The sequence below is a fragment of the Algoriphagus sp. NF genome (genome assembly GCF_028823735.1).
Taxonomy (GTDB): Bacteria; Bacteroidota; Bacteroidia; order Cytophagales; family Cyclobacteriaceae; genus Algoriphagus; species Algoriphagus marincola.
Genome location: NZ_JAPEIB010000022.1, coordinates 52,435 through 69,878, shown reverse-complemented (window position 1 = coordinate 69,878; position 17,444 = coordinate 52,435). Strand labels below are relative to the sequence as shown.

The window sequence follows — 17,444 nt, the reverse complement described above, 5'->3', positions numbered from 1 at the left end:
GTATTAGGCCTGCCGCTAGCGTTCATCCTGAGCCAGGATCAAACTCTCCATTGTATAGTAACCTAATGTACGACCCTCGCGGGCCGCCCTGTCTTTCTTGTTTTGGCTTTTTCTTGCTGTACAACATTTCAAAGAACTTCTCCGGCCTTCTTGAAGACCGGCTTGTCCAGATCCGCGGCTACCCGTTGATCCGCTCAAAAAAAAGACGCTTTCCGTCCCTCTTTGGCTTGTTTTTCTGCTTTCGTTTCCGGCGCTTCTGCCGGCTGTCTGTCCCGCTTTCGCCGAACAGGACTGCAAAGGTAAGAACTTTTATTTTCCCGGCAATATCTGGTGAAAAATAATTTGAAAATCTTTTTTCCAGTATCCCCGATGCCCTATCCCCGCTTTTCAATTCCCCCGGCGCCTTCCGCGCTTTCGGGAGGACAAATATCGCAGGATTTTATTTCTTAACAAATCACAACCGCAACCTTTTTTTACTTTGTCAAGTAAGTGGTTGATTTTGAATCAGAAACTCTTGAAAAAAATTTTCCCCTCTCAAAAGCTAGTTTCAAGAGGGGAAATTTTGAATGGCTTTTATAATTACAACTTCTTCAAAATAATATTTCGCCAATAGACTTTTATACCTCCACCATCATGGATTTGGAGTAAAACACCTCCTTTTCCTTCGCCTATTTTGGGATCTGAGAAATTCACCATCTCTACACCATTCAAATAAGAGGTAACATTATCTCCTTTGACGACTATTCGCATTTTGTTCCAATCGCCAAATTTTAAAGCCTCATCTTTTTCCGGTTCTGGCTGAATTAACCAGCCTCTTCCATAAGATTCATAAATCCCCCCCGTATTACTCCCGGGAGGCGCAACTTCCACCTGCCAGCCTGAAACCTTGGTTCCATCTACCGTAGATCGGATAAAAACTCCGCTATTTCCATTGGCCTCCTGCTTGAATTCTAATGTGATTTCAAAATCATCAAAATCTTCCTCGGTACCTAAATAGCCATACCCTTTATCAGGACCACTCTCAGAAACCAGGAGCCCATCTTCGACATACCACTTTTCTGTACCATAAATAACCCATCCATCTAGATTCTTTCCATTGAATAGTTTTTGCTTCTTCTGTGCAAAACTTGCGAATTGAATCGCTGCCAGAAGGATAGTAGTGATTAATAATTTCTTCATCGTGTTCTAATTTTAATATTCTTAAACCAAACAGGATCTCCGTGATCTTGTAGCGCAATCAATCCCTTCTTGGCAATTTTATAATCTGGAAAGTCATTCCACTTACCGGAATTCCTCTTGGCAGTCCAATCCTCTGAATACGGAACAAACTCCACCGTCTTCTTGCCATTCAACCAATAGGAAGCTCCCTCTTCTGTGAAAATGATGCGGGAAACATTCCATTCTCCAGCTGGCTTGACTATCCCTTCTCCTTCCAAATCAGGCTCATACATGGCATAATCGGCTGCCAATGACTGCCACTTCTCAAGCGGCTGGGCAAAACCAATCTGATCAATCACCTGATATTCCGGTCCAGTGTAATATGGAGCTTTATAATCCGGTCCCTCTACTACGTGATAAAATACCCCACTATTCCCTCCGGGAGAAATTTTCCATGTAAACTCCATCTCAAACTCCTCAAACTCCATGGGACCAAAAACAATATCGCCTCCAATGTCACTTCCGCCCGTAGCTCCAAGTCCTTTCATAGCCCCGTCTTCGATAATCCAATTTGATGGAGTCGTATCGCCATTGAAAGCTCTCCAGCCCTCCATGGACTCCCCATCAAACAAGAGCATCCATCCATCGGCACGTTCCTCGTCTGTTAAAGTATTGTCAGGAATGACAATTTCTTCCTCGGTCACTACTTCTTCTTCTTTCTCCGAACTTGGTGCACATGACCAAGCCCCAACAAGAAAAAGTGCTACTAGCAAATAACTTTTCTTCATAGTATGATTAATTATCTTTTTTGTTTCTACTCTAGAATTTGAACGGGAAAAGTTAATTGAATTTTTTAAAAAAGTCTCGCCATGAAATTTAATATTTTATAAGTGGCATTTCCGATTAACTTTCTCGAAGCGAGTCAAAATAAGATTGACTTTTCAGTAATCTCGATCCATACCAAGAAAACATCTCTCCGTTTACAATCCTCACTTTGACCTTTGGTAATTCCTTTTCGAATTCTTGCAAATGCTTTGATTTGAAGGGAAAAGGCTCCGAACTCAAAAACAAAAAGTCAGGATTGAGTCTTTTCAATTCTTCCATGCTTATTTCTGGATATCGATCTTGATCAATGGCATTGATAAATCCAGCTTGCCCCAGCATTTCATGAATAAAAGTTCCTTTCCCGGCAGCCATGATGGGACTGTTCCATATCAAATAAACCACCGTTCCAAGCTTGGGCAATTCCTCTACGAAGGATTTTTCTAGTTTTTCCACCAATACCTTGGCTTGATTGACTTTATCGGTGATCACTCCAATAGCCGCAATCATCGCTAGTGCTTGACTCAAGTCACCTACATCACTAATCCAAACGGGATAATTCTCAGAAAGCTTCTCAATCCCCTCTTGATCATTTTCCTCCTTATTACCAATGATCAAATCAGGCTTCAATTCATCAATGATATCAAATCGATAGTTTTTAGTCCCTCCAACAATGGTTTTCTCTTTTCGGAGGCTAGCTGGATGTACACAGAATTTGGTCACACCGACCAATTGATCCCTTAGCCCCAAATCCACCAAAAGCTCAGTTTGTGAGGGAACTAATGACACAATTCGCTTGGGAGTTTTTGGAACTGAAACTTCCCTTCCCATTTGATCCTTGTACATCATTTTTTCACTTTTATGTTTGAGGTTCGGGGGAAAAGACTTTCAATTCTCCAATTAACTAATGTATCGGAAGTCAAATTTTGGATCAAAGTCCATAAGAAACTCATACATCAATTGGATAACTTGCTCGATATCCTCCTTGCTTGCGGTCTCTACCGTGGTATGCATGTATTTGAGCGGGAGGGAAATCAAAGCCGACGGCACCCCCTCATTGGAATACGCAAATGCATCGGTATCCGTTCCGGTGACTCGTGAAGCTGCAGAACGCTGAAAAGGAATCTCTTTTTCTTTAGCAGTTAGAATAATGAGGTCCAAAAGCTTTTTGTGGACAGAAGCTCCATAGGTTAAAACAGGACCTTTTCCTGCCACCTGATCTCCACTGGTCACCTTATTATACATAGGCGAAGTTGTATCATGACAGACATCTGTGATAATGGCAGCATTGGGTTTGATTTTATGTGCAATCATTTGCGCGCCACGAAGTCCGATTTCTTCCTGTACAGCATTGACGACATACAATCCAAATGGCAGTTTTTTTCCAGATTCTTTGATTTTCCGAGCTACCTGAGCAATCATATAGCCTCCTATTCGATTGTCTAAGGCTCTTCCGGAATAATATTTTTCATTCAGCTCAATTAATTCATCCCGGAAAGTAATCACACAACCTACATGGATTCCCATTTTTTCCACTTCCTCCTTGCTGCTTGCTCCTACATCGATGAAAATGTTATCCAAGGTAGGTGCATCTTCTTTACCATCTTTCCTCACATGGATCGCTGGCCAACCGAAAACCCCTGGGATCATTCCTTTGTCAGTATGAATATTCACACGCATAGACGGTGCGATCATGTGATCAGAACCACCATTTCGACGCACATAGATGTAGCCATCGTCTTTGATATAGTTGACAAACCAACTGATCTCGTCTGCATGCGCTTCAATGACAAATTTGTAAGGTGCATCCTCATTGATCACACCGACGGCCGTACCGTAATTATCCGTAAAGTAGGAATCTACATAGGGCTTGATGTAATCTAGCCAAATTTGCTGGCCAGATGCTTCAAATCCTGTTGGAGATGCATTATTGAGGTATTTATAAAGAAAACTTTGTTCTGGACTCATATTTTTTTGTCAATTATTTAAAGCGGAATATTTCCGTGTTTTTTTCTTGGCAGCTTATCTACCTTATTTTCCAGCATTTTGAATGCCTTAATGAGCTTGATTCTGGTTTCAGATGGCATAATCACCTCATCAATAAAGCCTCTGTGGGCGGCGCGATAAGGATTGGCAAACTTGGCGGTGTATTCATCCACTTTTTCTTGAAGCTTAGCTTCGGGATCAAAAGATTCGGCAATTTCTTTTCTGAAAATAATCTCTGAAGCACCTTTTGCTCCCATTACTGCGATCTCAGCGGTCGGCCAGGCAAAGTTCAAGTCCGCTCCGATATGCTTAGAATTCATTACATCATAAGCACCACCGTAAGCCTTTCGCGTAATGACGGTGATTCTTGGGACAGTCGCCTCCGAAAAGGCGTACAAAAGCTTTGCCCCATTGGTGATAATACCATTCCACTCTTGATCCGTGCCCGGTAAAAAGCCCGGCACATCCACCAATACCAGTAGCGGTACATTGAAGCTATCGCAAAACCTTACAAATCGAGCGGCTTTGATAGAAGCTTGGTTATCCAAAACGCCTGCCATGGATTGAGGTTGATTTCCAACGATCCCTATGCTTCGACCGGCGATTCGCGCAAAGCCGACCACGATATTATCTGCATAGTTTTCATGAACCTCCAAGAAAGAATCAGAGTCTACAATTCCACTAACCACATCTCTAATATCATAAGGATGATTTGGGTTTTCAGGCACAATATCGTTTAGCTCTTTTCGAGTTTCGTCAGCCTTCTGCTCATAAGGATAGACTGGAGCTATTTCTTCACAGTTTTGAGGGATATAGCTCAGCAAAGACTTAATATGGCGAATACACTCTAATTCATTTTTGCAAGAAAAATGAGTCACGCCTGACTTGGTACTATGAGCCGATGCTCCACCAAGTTCCTCTGCCGTAACAGTCTCCTGAGTAACGGTCTTCACGACATTGGGTCCTGTAACAAACATGTAGGAAGTATTCTCAACCATCAGAATAAAGTCCGTGATAGCCGGAGAATAAACTGCCCCACCTGCGCATGGTCCCATAATCGCAGAAATCTGAGGGACTACTCCGGAAGCCAAGGTGTTTCGGTAAAAAATATCCGCATAGCCTCCCAGAGAATTCACGCCTTCCTGAATCCGGGCTCCACCGGAATCATTTAGGCCGATGACTGGAGCTCCGTTTTTCATGGCCATATCCATGATTTTACAGATTTTCTCTGCGTGAGTTTCTGAAAGCGAACCTCCAAAAACTGTAAAGTCCTGTGAAAAGACATAAACTAAGCGTCCATTCACCTCACCATAACCAGTGACAACGCCATCGCCGAGGTAATGCTCCTTATCCAAACCAAAGTCCTTGGCCCGGTGCATGACAAAGCGATCAATCTCCTCAAAGGTCCCTTCATCCAAAAGTAGTTCGATGCGTTCCCTTGCGGTGAGTTTACCTTTTTTATGTTGAGAAGCAATTCGCGCTTCACCTCCTCCAAGCATCGCTTCAGCATTCTTTTTTTGAAGCAGTTCTATTTTTTCCTGATTTGATGGAGCGGTATAAATGGGTTTATTCTGTTTTTCCATAGGATTGGTTTTTGCAAAAGCCAAATATAGTAGGCTTTGGGTAGTAGGGAAAACATAATCAGACCAAAGGTGAGCAGAACGGATAAAGCAAGCGAAAAAAATTAATACAGAATTAAGAGAAGCTTAACTGATTGATTTTCCAATAACTTTCTATATTCGCCCATCCAAAAAAATTGGCAGTATGCGTACCCAGAAGGCAGCGGTGATAGACATGGGCACCAATACATTTCACTTGGTATTGGTAGAATTGATTCGAGATGGATTCAATGTCATCTATAAAGAAAAAGTACCGGTAAAACTCGGACAGGGAGGAATCAACCAAGATCAAATTGCTCCTGAGGCTCTCAAACGCGCATATCACACCCTTCAACATTTCAAAAACCTCATAGATGGAGAGCAAATCGACCGGATTTTTGCTTTTGCTACGAGTGCCGTACGAAATGCTAAAAACGGACAGGATTTTGTCCAAGAAGTAAAATCCCGAATCGGCATCGATATCAAAGTGATCAGCGGTGAAGAAGAAGCCTTGTTGATTTATGAAGGCATCAAGCTTTCGGGATCATTGAATGGACAAACCGAACTCATGATGGATATCGGAGGAGGTTCAGTAGAATTCATCATCGGTACTTCTCAGGAGGTTTTTTGGAAAGGAAGCTTCGAAATCGGAGGACAGCGTCTCTTGGAACTTTTCCACCATCATGACCCTATTTTGACCCCTGAGATCCATCGCTTACATGCATATCTCGAAGAAAAGCTTCAATCACTCCTTCAGGCTATTGAAACCTACCAGCCTACTAGCTTGGTGGGCGCTTCGGGAACTTTTGATACGCTGACAGACATCTATTACGAGTCCATGCTTCAGTGCAAGCTCACTGGACAACATGCCTTTGAGCTTCCGGTCAGTGAATTTCACCGAATCTACCAACTCCTTCTCACCAAAAATCGAGAAGAACGCCTTCAAATCCCTGGAATGATCCCCATGCGGGTGGATATGATCGTTGTCGCATCCTCATTGATTGATTTTATTCTCAAGCATATCGCTGTCGAAAGCATCACATGCTCTCACTATGCTCTCAAAGAAGGAGCAATCGCCACCGTTCTCAAAACTGAAGTAGAAACCAATTGATTTTTTCTGCTGGCAAAATGATCTCGTATCTTTGCCTGAAACAAAGCTTAGATCATGCACAACTTTTCCTACCAACAGCTTTTTGATTTCACCAAAAACATTCTTCTGAAAATCGGATGTTCTGAACTCCATGCACAGCAAGGAGCGGAAGTCCTGCTTTCTGCAGATATGCGGGGAGTAGACAGCCATGGAGTGGCGAGACTTTCTGGCTATGTCCGACTTTGGGAAAAGGGACGCATCAACAGTAATCCAAATATTCGAATCACACACGAGACTCCCTCCACTGCTGTAGTAGATGGTGATGGGGGGCTAGGCCTCGTCGTCGCACCCTATGCCATGAATGTGGCGATCGAAAAAGCAGGCAAAGCCGGAACCGGCTGGGTGAGTGTCAAAAATTCCAATCACTACGGAATAGCTGGCTACCATGCCATGATGGCTTTGGATCATGATATGATTGGCATTTCGCTGACCAATGCCAGCCCGCTGGTTAGCCCTACTTTTTCGAAGGAAAGGCTCTTAGGAACCAATCCAATTTCAGTTGCCATTCCTGCAAAAGAAGAGCCTCCATTTGTGGCTGACATGGCGACTACCACCGCAGCCAATGGAAAATTGGAAATCCTGCAACGGAAAGGCAATCCAGCACCGATGGGATGGGTTCAGGACAAAGAAGGAAATCCTACCACCTCATCCAATGGGGTAAAAGATGGAGGGGCATTATTACCATTGGGTGGAGATCGGGAGCATGGCTCACATAAAGGCTATGCTTTGGGATCCATCGTAGATATTTTCTCCGCAGTGCTTTCTGGGGCAAATTATGGCCCATGGGTACCTCCTTTTGTAGCGTTTTTGGAGCCAGACCCCAATCCCGTGGGTGAAGGAATTGGGCACTTCTTTGGAGCCATGCGAGTGGATGCTTTCCGACCAGCCGATGAATTCAAATCCCACATGGATAATTGGATCAAGCGATTCCGCGCTGCTGAAACCACGCCTGGAAATGAACGCGTGCTAATCCCCGGCGACCCTGAGCGTGAATTGGAAGCGATCCGGGCAAAAGAGGGAATCCCCCTTCTTGATCCTGTCATAGAAGACTTGACGAGTTTGGGAGAAAAATTTGGAATTCAATTGGTTTAAGACTCAAGATCATTTGGATCAAAAATCAAAGGAAAAAACTTCCCTTCCATTTTCTCACCTTTTCGGATCACAGGAACTCCTTCCAGCAAGGGTTCGTCGGTATTCGAAATCGTCCCATCAGCAAAGACATTCAACACAACGGCTTTTCGGGATCTGTCTGAATAATTGGCAAAACTGCCATGCACCAAGAGGGGATGGTGAAAAGCTGCATATCCCGCTTTCAGGGGAATTGCCACGGGTTTGAAATTCGCCTTTTGCTCCTCAGTCATCATTTGCATTAAGCCATCCATTTCCCCTGCCAGTGCAGGTTTTTCTAAAAGTCCCCATCGATGTGAACCGGGCACGTACTGGAGACAGCCGTTTTCTTCCGTGGCATCATCCAAGCCACACCAGCAAGTCAAGTGCTGCATCTCGATCGTCCGGGTCCAGTAGCTGTAATCCTGATGCCAGGCGACATTCCCACCATGATGGGCAGGTTTGCAAAAAAGCTGATCATGCCAAAAACGGACCGCTCGATCCCCCAGCAATTGGGAAGCTACCATGCGAAAAGCTGGGTTCCAGATCACATCGTGAAAAGCCTCAGCGATTCGCCAATGCCCCAAGGAGTGGAAAAGAACCTTATTCGGATCCCCGGATTCATTGCTGTGAAATTCATGAAATAGATGATGAAGCGGATGCTTGGGATCCATGACCTCATCAAGCGCTTTTTTTAGGGTTTCGATTTGCTTTTCATCCAAAAGCTTGATCCCTGCCAAATATCCATTCTCCTCAAAAAACTGAATCTGCTCCGGACTGAGGCGGTATTGATCCCAATCGGAGGAAGATTTGGGTTCAGGAAAAAGGTTGGTCAGTGGATGATGAAAATCGGCGAGGTCTTGCATGAAATCACATTTAAGAAGGATGGAAGTTAAAAAATCTAGGCCTAATTTCAATTACCTTTTGTTTTACCTCAGCTTTCCAATTTTTGAAGTCTCTCCAGCAATGGCGGATGTGAATAACTCACAAACACATACCAAGGGTGTGGATTGATATTGCTGAGGGTTTTGACCGAAAGGGTTTTAAGCGCCTCAGCCAATGGCTTGCCTGCAAAAGTATCCTTTGCAAAAGCATCTGCCTCAAACTCATGCTTTCTGCTCAGCCAGTTCATTCCCATCCCAATAATCATAGAAATCGGAGAAAAAAGCATGGTAAACCCAATAATATTCAATTGGGCGGACCAAGCTTCTCCTCCCAAGGCAAGACTCATCGCCTCACTGAAGATAAATTGGGAAAGCAGGAAAAGAAGCAAACCAATCTGAAGCACCGAGCTGATCATCCCCAAAACAATGTGCCTTTTTTTATAATGTCCGACTTCATGCGCCAAAACGGCCACCAATTCATCGGGCGGATGTTGCTCCAAGAGCGTATCATAGAGCACCACTTTCTTTCGCTTTCCAAAGCCTGAAAAAAAAGCATTCGCCTTTGCAGAGCGTTTGCTCCCATCCATCACCAAGATGTTGTCTAAAGGAAAACCTACCGACCTAGCGTACTGAATAATTCGATGTTTGAGTTCACCATCTTCTAGCGGTGTGAGTTTGTTGAAAAGCGGCAGAATCCATGCGGTATAGAAAAGATTGACTACCACCATAAATACCGCTGCGATGATCCAGAATATCCACCAAAAGTGAGGTCCCATCTGATGAATCAGCCAAAGAAAAACCAGCAAGAGTCCTCCACCGACTAGAATACTCAGCAAATAGCCTTTCAATTTATCTGTGAAGAAGGTTGGAATAGTAGTTTTGTTGAATCCAAACTTCTCTTCGATTACAAAAGTCCCATAATAATCGAAAGGAAGACTGATGACATCCGACCCGATAAAAATCAGGGCAAAAAACAGAACAGACTGAATCAGGGGATTGGGAATGAAGGACCCTATCCACATGTCAATGGCCCCAAACCAGCCATTCCATATAAAAAGAAAAGTCAAAATGAAGGAAAACAAGCCAGAAAAAAGCCCAAATCGAAAATATTCCCGCTGATATGCTTTTGACTCTTCTAATTTCTTAGCATCAAGATATTCGGTCAATGTGGCCGGCACCTGAGGCACAGGCTGCTTGACATTTAGATAGCTCAGCAGCTTTTCCACCAAGACACCAAAAATCAGCACCCCCAGTAAGAGGTATTTCAAAGACTCCGGACTCATGCAATTCGATTAAAACTTAGGACAAGGCAAGATAGTATCCCGTCGGGAAGGCTTGCCTTGATAACTGTTTGGTAGGGTCCACGAAACGCTCAACTCATGTGCGCCTCCGGATTGAATTCCCAATTGGGAAACGGTATAGTCAAAGCTATAACCAATGTTCAGACCACTCAGCAAATTCACACCAACCATCATGACAACTGCATCGCGGTTGCTTTGGTTATTCACCGGCTTGTATGGCAGTCCTCGATACCATAAACCAAATACGATTGGTTCTACATAAAAATAGGCTCCTACATCCAATTGCTCAAAAGGTCCTTGTCGCTTATAGTTGAAAGTTGGGGTCAGATAGCGCTGCTTACGCATGTGGGTAAAGTCCCCGCGCATACTTCCCTCACCGAGTGAAATCCGAAAACCGCCGTGCAAGGAGAACTTGGCAGGAAGCGGACTTACCCCATCGATAAATGACTGATTGGGCTGATTCACGTGGTGCGCAGCGAGACCCAACCAAAAGTTTTCTGTAAAAAACAATCCTCCTACACCTAGGGAAAGCATATTTACTGGATCTCCCAAGCCAGGGATGTCATTTCCCGGAAGCAAAGGTCCGAAAGGGTCATTTGGATTGATTTCATTGGCAAAAACCAAATTTTCAAAAAACCCGATCTGTCTTCGTATGTAGGTTGCCTGAAAGCCAGGTCTAAAATAGGAGTTTTCTCCCAACTTCAATTCATAAGACACTAATCCTGAAATAGAGGTGGATCGTAATTTCGCTGCTCCTTCGGTATCCTGCATGACATGAACTCCTACCCCTACATTTTGATTTGGGAGATAGGTGTCATAGAAAGCCGAGAAAGTGGTAAACTGCGCATCAATACTCGGCCATTGGTTGCGATAATTGAATCCGACTCGTCCTGTCAACTCTCCACCTGCCATGGCAGGATTGAGATAAAGGGGTGCGGCATAGTATTGGCTGTACTGTGGATCTTGCGCCAAAGCATTCGTCCAAGCCAAAAGCCCTAAAAAACCAAAAAAAACACGTAGCAAAGAAGACCGTAACAAGGATTTGTTCGTTTATTTGAATATTCAGTCCGCTACTAAAACGTTTCTTGCTGTCGCTTGTTTTAGATAGCAGTTGGAAAAATATGAAAAGCAAACCGCATTCCATACATATCGCGCTTTTTTTAACCTTGATTAGCTGTCTGGGGCTTGTTCAGTCAAGTTCTGCGCAGGGATTCAACGACAATGAATGGATTTTTGGGTATTGCGGTCCAAATTCGGAAAACAGCTATTTATCCTTCGGTAAGGGCACAAGCCCCAGCGTTCAGACTTTACCAGGATCAGTGATCGTGGATCGCTTTAGCAATGCACTTGCCATAGACCCCATCACAGGTCAACCGCTATTTTATTCCAATGGATCAATTGTTTACGATTTTAGCGGCTCTCCTATTCAAGGTCAGGTTGGAAATTTAAACGGCCCCATCGATACCCGACAGCAGGTAGCGACAGGTTTTTTGAATTATGATCCAAACGGGGACAAGCTGTTTTACCTATTTTATGTTTCCCCTGCCGGGCAATTGCTCTACACGCTGATAGATATGAATGCTCCAGGTCAGGCCACAGGAAATGAGCGCCCGCTTGGAGAGATTACAGAACAAGATCAAGTCATTGGAAATGCACAAGGGGCTATTCTTGTAGTCAAAACTCCCGCTTCCCCTTCCTATCTGATCAGTTTTGATGGAGGAAATTTGATTGCGAGAAGGTTAGGAAATACGGCGGGAGATTTCACCCAAACCGATACGGAAGCCATACCATTTACTCCAAAAGCCATCGTGTTTGATGCGGATCGAGAGCAATTGATTCTAATTCCTGAAAATCCGGGGGATGATATTTTGGTTTTGGACTTCAATACAGGAAGTGGGAATTTTGGAACTCCTGAGCCAATCAGCGAAAGTGGGGGAACTGACTCAATAGAAGGTGCGGCTTTTTCCCCTGATGGAGATTTTATCTATTTCTCACGAGGAAGTCAGCTTTTCAGAATTCCAACTTCAGACCTTTCAGCTACCCCTGAGGAAATTCCTTTGGATCCACAACCAAGTTCGGTTTATGATTTGAAAGTTGGGCCTGATGGAGAATTATACTTTCTCTACGAAGAAGCGGACGGCGGACCTCAGTTTATGGGGAAAATTGAAAATCCAGATGAGACGGATTTGACTGCCTTGACTGTAGAAATGGATCCCTTCGCTGGAACCGATTTCTGCGGTACAATTTTCCCGGTTTTTGGGCCGAATGCAGATATTAGTCCAACTGTAGATTTCACCTGGACACCCGATGAGCCTTGTGCCAATAATCCTGTCCAACTAACCAGCGAAATACTTCCTGAAAACTACCAGCCCATTTCCTTCAACTGGGAGTTTGATCCGCCTTTGACGGATTCAATCGGAAATCCACTTCCGGGCGAATACACTGAGGAACATTTCCTGATTCCGGCAGACGCCACTCAAGAGCAGTCCATCACGGTAACTCTGACGGTGACTTTTGCGGATGGACAGACCATTCCGGTCACAAAGAGCATAACACTTACCGAGAATAATCTGGAGGCGAACTTTACTCCATCAGACACTACCATTTGCGAAGGTCAGTGTGTAGATATCGGTGCGCTACTCGAAGCTCAGAGTACAGAAGGGCAACAAGGCGGTGAAGCACCTCCTGGCGGAGGAGGTGACAATTATGAATACTTCTGGTCCAACTTCAAGGAAGAGGGCTGGACCTCAAGACAAGAAAATGAAGTCTGCCTACCGGGTACTTATTGGGTGCTGGTACGCGAGCCAGGCTCAAGCTGCTATGCTTATGCTGAAATCGATGTAAAAGTCTGGGATCTTCAGGATCAAAGCAATGGAATTTGGTATTTTGGAGATGGTGCGGGTCTGAATTTTAATCCCGACCCCGATGACCCCAATGCGCCGACACCAAGGCCCATCGAATCTCCCCATCCAAGAAGTATTCCTGCCGGTACGACCACCATTACTGACTCAAGTGGAGAAGTGCTTTTCTTCACGGACGGTGAATCCGTTTGGGATTTAAATGGTGATTTGATGGAAAATGGAGACAATATTGGTGGAGACAATACTTCTTCGCAATCAGTCATTGCCGTGGCCGTTCCCCAGGAACCTACGCTATACTATCTTTTTACTACCCAAGCGAGTGCAAATGGAAGCAATGAGGTCAAATTCTCTTTGATCGATATCAAAGCCGAAAACCCTTCCGGTGTTGGCAATGTAGTCACCAAAGATAATTTCCTATTCAGTCCCTCTACAGAGCAATCTGCCGCACTTGTAAATGGCGATACCACTTGGGTACTATTCCATGAATTGGGAAACAATACATTCCGGGCATACCCAGTTTCTTCTGAAGGCATTGGCCAGCCAGTCTTCAGTTCGGTAGGAAGTAATCATGGTTTCAATTCAGGAGTCGGCGCGATGAAATTCAGTCCTGATGGAGACAAAGTTGCTGTGACTATTTCGGAAGGCGGCTGTAATCGATTAGAAATATTTGATTTTGATGCAGATACCGGAGAGCTGACCGAATACGCATTGCTTGATTTGGGTTGTGACGGAGAAGTTTATGGCTTGGAGTTTTCCGATAGCGGGGAAAAAGTCTTTGTCTCCTATCGAAATGGAGGGCCAGGTGTTGAAGAATTTACCATTCGCCCTGTAAACGATGAGGATGATCCGGATGCCGCCACCTGTCCGACTTGCTTTGGAAATGCGACTACCCGACCACAAATAGAAGCTTGTGTGCTATCTACGAGAAATCAAATTTCGGGAACATCCGGATTAGATTTAGGAGCCTTGCAAATTGGGCCTGATGGAAATGTGTATTTAGCTGTTGTAGGCTCTAATCAAATCGGTCAAATATTAGTTGGGGCAGGTTGTAATTCGACAAGTACTTTCAATCAGGATTCGGTAGAGCCTATGCCTGGCACTACCAATCTCGGGCTCCCTTCTTTTGCCCAACTAGGAGGTAGTTCTATCCCTGAGCCAGCCCTTGCAGGTCCGGCCCGATTGTGCTTGGACCCTGATGAGGGAGCTACAGCTACGCTTGAAGGAGGTGGGGAACCAGATATTGATTCCTATTTCTGGACCATTACCCGAGATGATGGCACGGTGATTTTGGAAAATTTTGGAGGACCGGGAGATCAATTTCAAACACTCGATCAAGTATTTACGGAACCGGGACTTTACACAGTCAATTTGAATGTTACCCGTTGCGCCACGCCGGATTATTATGATGCCAGCCTAGAGATTCAAGTAGACGCTCCTCCAACTCTGACACTTGAAGCCGATGCTACACTTTGCTCTGGCAATCCGGTGACTCTGACAGCCATCGATGGCTATGATCCTACAGAAGGTATTTATGACTTCCTTTGGACAAATGCAGCTGGTCAAGTTTTCGGCGATGAAAACTCGAATAGTATTACAGTTGATGAAGAAAGTATTTATACCGTTGAAGTCTCATTCCGAGTACCGGATGGATTGACAACAGAAGAGGCGGCACTTTTTGAAACTTGTCCAGCAACAGCCGAAGTATTTGTAGGACCGGCATTCGAGTTTGACATCAATCAGGATGCTCAAGAAGTCTGCTATGAAGATGCCGTGGTCACTTTTGCACCTGACACCCCAGTCACGGGCGAATGGTACTATGAACAGGATCAAAATGGCACTCCCGTATTAATAGGCGAGTTTTTTGAATTGGCCTTAGACATCAGTACGCTACCAGGCGCTGGAAATTATGAAATTATTTTCATCACTCAGGATCCGATACTGGATGGCTGTACTGTTGAAAAGCGTGTTGATTTAATCGTTAATGAGCTTCCGCTCTTTGCTGCAGTCCAAACCAACCCGGCTACTGACTGTACCACCGCTGATGGAGGATTTGAAATCAGCATGCAGGCCGATGCAGAAATTGTCTTGATTCAAGAGACTGGAGAAACATTTACCAATGTACTTTCAGGAGATGTATTTCCAATTCCAAATCTCCTACCTGGGATTTATACGATCGAAGCAGAAAATCAATTTGGCTGTATTTACATCGCTACGGTGACTGTTGAGAATAGTAATCCTCCTGTTGGCTATGAATTTACTGTCACCTCCTCAGATGAGACTTGCGGACCTAATGGAGTAGAAGATGGCACTATCAGCATCAACTTTACCAATGGAACGCCTGCAGGCGGAACATATGTTATCACAAGACAAGGTGACGGTTTGGAGTTTACCGGCACCATTGATCAAGCGACAATCAACATCGATGTACCTAATGGTGAGTATGCGGTAGAAGTTTTAGACCCCACCAATTGTAGCATTCCGGATGATCAATTGTTTCCTGTCGCAGAGCGATTTGCGGTAGAGTTTTCAGTGCCCACCAATTTTACCGCTTGTGAGGAATTTACCTTCGCACCTGAGCCATCAGGAAATTTAAATTTCACCCTTTTTGAGCCATCTGGAGCTACTACCCTTCCAGATGCAGATGGAAATTTCACCATCACCCAAACTGGAACTTATACCATTCGAGGCGAAGATCCTACAGGAACTGACTGTCCTAGAGAGATTCAGATTGATGCAACCATTACAGCCCCTATTGATTTTGAAGTCAGCTCACCGATCATCGATTGTCAGTCGGGGGTTTTCTATGAAGCCATCTTAAATAATGCTTCCCCTGCTGATGTGATCTTTCTTTGGAAAGACGATTTGGGAACTATCGTAGGAAGACAACAGCGATTTACTCCACCAAATGCTGGCGATTATTTCTTAGAGGTACAGCCTATCTCAGGATCCCAATGCCCACCCAATCAAGTGGCATTTACGGCGATTGTATTAGAAGAAGATGTGGATGTGGAACTCGATGTAACTCCTTTCTGTGGTGACCTAGAAACCACAAATTTGGTAGTACTCGCTGATTTGACCACTGTGGCTAATATAGAGTGGTATCGTGTACAGGGAGGAACGCGCACACGAATTCCAGAATTTGACGATGCTCCTGTAATCGAAGTGAGTCAGGAAGGCACTTATGAGGTATTACTAAGAAGTGCTGCAGGCTGTGATATCGGAAGAGCTAGCGGAATTGTTGTTCGGTCTACGATTATTCCACCGATAGTTCCATCAGGTTTCACGATTTGTGCGGCAGAAGGGGTTACGACTAGCATTAACCCGGGAGATTATGACAATTACTCATGGAATTTGAACGGAGAAGAAGTATCCACAGTGGCTATCTTCACTCCAACCCTACCGGGAATTTACGAGTTGCGTGTTTCGGATAATTTAGGCTGTGAATATGTAGAAACCTTTGAAGTATTTGAGGATTGTACCCTCAAGGTGAATTTCCCGACAGGAGTAGTATTAAATGACCCCAGTCGAAATTTCGTTGTGTATGCCAATGAATTTATTGATGAGGCAGAGGTATTTGTCTTTAATCGATGGGGAGAATTGATTTTCTATTGTGAGCATGAAAATCTAGAGCCTGCTCAAGCCTTCTGCCCTTGGGACGGAACAGCCAATGGAGAATTGGTGCCAAACGGAACATATGCAGTCGTAGTTAAGTTTACTAGTAGAGATCAAAACAAAACAGAACAAATTACACGAGCCATTACGATTATTCAATAATATGATTATCCTAATTTCACCCGCAAAAACTCTAGATTACAGCACTCCCCATTTCGAAAAATATTCAAAACCGGATTTTACTACAGATATCAAATCACTTGTAGGAGTGATGAAGAAAAAGTCTGCCAAAGAAATCGCAGACTTGATGTCTGTCAGCGAAAATTTGGCAAACCTGAACGAGGAGCGATACAAGACATTTCAAAAAGATTTTACTCAAGATAACTCAAAACAAGCACTTCTGGCTTTCAAAGGAGATGTCTACACCAAAATCGATGTAGATAATTATACTGAAGATGAATTTGATTTTGCTCAAGATCATCTTCGGATACTCTCTGGTCTATATGGACTTTTGAAGCCGCTTGACCTTATACAGCCCTATCGATTGGAAATGGGTACAAGATTGGAAACCAAAAAAGGGAGCAATCTTTACGAATATTGGGGAAGCAAAATTGCCAAAGCAATCAATGCTGTTGCTGAAGGTAGTCCGATTGTAAACCTTGCCTCCCAAGAATACTTTAAAGCAGTAGATCTCAAAGCTTTAAAATCGCCTGTAATCAACATTCACTTCAAAGAACATCGTGATGGTAAGTATAAAGTCATTGGACTTTTTGCAAAGCAAGCAAGAGGAATGATGACAGACTTTGCCATAAAAAATAAGTTCACCGATCCAGAAAAATTAAAAACCTTCAATCTGGAAGGCTATGAATTTTCTGAACCACTAAGTTCGGATCAGGATTGGGTATTTGTGAGATAATATCCTGAGCCCGGGTTAATTAATTTAACCCGGGCTTTTTTTGGCCCAA

General features: G+C 44.1%; 12 protein-coding genes. 4 read left to right on the top strand and 8 right to left on the bottom strand.

Features of this window, described 5'->3' with window-relative positions:
• Positions 1-579: 579 nt before the first annotated feature.
• The 5 genes from OU792_RS11830 to OU792_RS11810 all read right to left on the bottom strand — a co-directional run bounded on the left by OU792_RS11830 (position 580) and on the right by OU792_RS11810 (position 5,549).
• Positions 580-1,179 (bottom strand): 3-keto-disaccharide hydrolase, encoded by a 600-nt coding sequence (locus tag OU792_RS11830; protein WP_274670273.1) that lies wholly within the window; start codon positions 1,177-1,179, stop codon positions 580-582.
• Positions 1,176-1,946 carry a 3-keto-disaccharide hydrolase gene (locus tag OU792_RS11825; protein WP_274670272.1) on the bottom strand — a complete coding sequence of 257 codons (771 nt, stop codon included), beginning with the start codon at positions 1,944-1,946 and terminating at the stop codon, positions 1,176-1,178. Before OU792_RS11825 ends, OU792_RS11830 begins: the two co-directional genes overlap by 4 nt.
• Before the next feature lie 115 nt (positions 1,947-2,061).
• Complete coding sequence (locus OU792_RS11820) at positions 2,062-2,829, bottom strand: ABC transporter substrate-binding protein (RefSeq protein ID WP_274670271.1); 768 nt, start codon at positions 2,827-2,829, stop codon at positions 2,062-2,064.
• 51 nt (positions 2,830-2,880) lie between these two features.
• Positions 2,881-3,948, bottom strand: coding sequence for a M42 family metallopeptidase (locus OU792_RS11815; protein WP_274670270.1), 1,068 nt, complete (start codon positions 3,946-3,948; stop codon positions 2,881-2,883).
• 17 nt (positions 3,949-3,965) lie between these two features.
• The gene (locus OU792_RS11810; protein ID WP_274670269.1) at positions 3,966-5,549 is read right to left on the bottom strand and encodes an acyl-CoA carboxylase subunit beta; all 1,584 of its coding nucleotides are present in this window, start codon (positions 5,547-5,549) and stop codon (positions 3,966-3,968) included.
• Positions 5,550-5,730: 181 nt separating this feature from the next.
• Here OU792_RS11810 and OU792_RS11805 point away from each other — a divergent pair, with 181 nt between their 5' ends.
• The gene (locus OU792_RS11805) at positions 5,731-6,675 is read left to right on the top strand and encodes a Ppx/GppA phosphatase family protein (RefSeq protein WP_026946965.1); all 945 of its coding nucleotides are present in this window, start codon (positions 5,731-5,733) and stop codon (positions 6,673-6,675) included.
• Positions 6,676-6,729: 54 nt separating this feature from the next.
• The gene (locus OU792_RS11800) at positions 6,730-7,806 is read left to right on the top strand and encodes an Ldh family oxidoreductase (RefSeq protein WP_274670268.1); all 1,077 of its coding nucleotides are present in this window, start codon (positions 6,730-6,732) and stop codon (positions 7,804-7,806) included.
• On the opposite strand, the gene OU792_RS11795 is transcribed toward OU792_RS11800, so the two are convergent.
• The 3 genes from OU792_RS11795 to OU792_RS11785 all read right to left on the bottom strand — a co-directional run bounded on the left by OU792_RS11795 (position 7,803) and on the right by OU792_RS11785 (position 11,044).
• Positions 7,803-8,687: a phytanoyl-CoA dioxygenase family protein gene (locus OU792_RS11795; RefSeq protein ID WP_274670267.1), complete on the bottom strand. Its 885-nt coding sequence runs from the start codon at positions 8,685-8,687 to the stop codon at positions 7,803-7,805. The genes OU792_RS11800 and OU792_RS11795 overlap by 4 nt on opposite strands.
• Positions 8,688-8,755: 68 nt before the next feature.
• Positions 8,756-9,988 carry a M48 family metallopeptidase gene (locus tag OU792_RS11790; RefSeq protein WP_274670266.1) on the bottom strand — a complete coding sequence of 411 codons (1,233 nt, stop codon included), beginning with the start codon at positions 9,986-9,988 and terminating at the stop codon, positions 8,756-8,758.
• 9 nt (positions 9,989-9,997) lie between these two features.
• Positions 9,998-11,044, bottom strand: coding sequence for a PorP/SprF family type IX secretion system membrane protein (locus OU792_RS11785; RefSeq protein ID WP_274670265.1), 1,047 nt, complete (start codon positions 11,042-11,044; stop codon positions 9,998-10,000).
• An 83-nt stretch (positions 11,045-11,127) separates the two neighbouring features.
• On the opposite strand from OU792_RS11785, the gene OU792_RS11780 reads away from it, so the two are divergent.
• Positions 11,128-16,641: a T9SS type B sorting domain-containing protein gene (locus OU792_RS11780; RefSeq protein ID WP_274670264.1), complete on the top strand. Its 5,514-nt coding sequence runs from the start codon at positions 11,128-11,130 to the stop codon at positions 16,639-16,641.
• Position 16,642: 1 nt separating this feature from the next.
• Positions 16,643-17,395 (top strand): peroxide stress protein YaaA, encoded by a 753-nt coding sequence (gene yaaA / locus OU792_RS11775; protein WP_274670263.1) that lies wholly within the window; start codon positions 16,643-16,645, stop codon positions 17,393-17,395.
• Positions 17,396-17,444 lie beyond the last annotated feature (49 nt).

What these genes read in the sequence shown, in the direction of transcription:
- OU792_RS11830 (WP_274670273.1), bottom strand. Translation starts at nt 1,179, where the DNA reads ATGAAGAAATTATTAATCACTACTATCCTTCTGGCAGCGATTCAATTC.
- OU792_RS11825 (WP_274670272.1), bottom strand. Translation starts at nt 1,946, where the DNA reads ATGAAGAAAAGTTATTTGCTAGTAGCACTTTTTCTTGTTGGGGCTTGG.
- OU792_RS11820 (WP_274670271.1), bottom strand. Translation starts at nt 2,829, where the DNA reads ATGATGTACAAGGATCAAATGGGAAGGGAAGTTTCAGTTCCAAAAACT.
- OU792_RS11815 (WP_274670270.1), bottom strand. Translation starts at nt 3,948, where the DNA reads ATGAGTCCAGAACAAAGTTTTCTTTATAAATACCTCAATAATGCATCT.
- OU792_RS11810 (WP_274670269.1), bottom strand. Translation starts at nt 5,549, where the DNA reads ATGGAAAAACAGAATAAACCCATTTATACCGCTCCATCAAATCAGGAA.
- OU792_RS11805 (WP_026946965.1), top strand. Translation starts at nt 5,731, where the DNA reads ATGCGTACCCAGAAGGCAGCGGTGATAGACATGGGCACCAATACATTT.
- OU792_RS11800 (WP_274670268.1), top strand. Translation starts at nt 6,730, where the DNA reads ATGCACAACTTTTCCTACCAACAGCTTTTTGATTTCACCAAAAACATT.
- OU792_RS11795 (WP_274670267.1), bottom strand. Translation starts at nt 8,687, where the DNA reads ATGCAAGACCTCGCCGATTTTCATCATCCACTGACCAACCTTTTTCCT.
- OU792_RS11790 (WP_274670266.1), bottom strand. Translation starts at nt 9,988, where the DNA reads ATGAGTCCGGAGTCTTTGAAATACCTCTTACTGGGGGTGCTGATTTTT.
- OU792_RS11780 (WP_274670264.1), top strand. Translation starts at nt 11,128, where the DNA reads ATGAAAAGCAAACCGCATTCCATACATATCGCGCTTTTTTTAACCTTG.
- yaaA (WP_274670263.1), top strand. Translation starts at nt 16,643, where the DNA reads ATGATTATCCTAATTTCACCCGCAAAAACTCTAGATTACAGCACTCCC.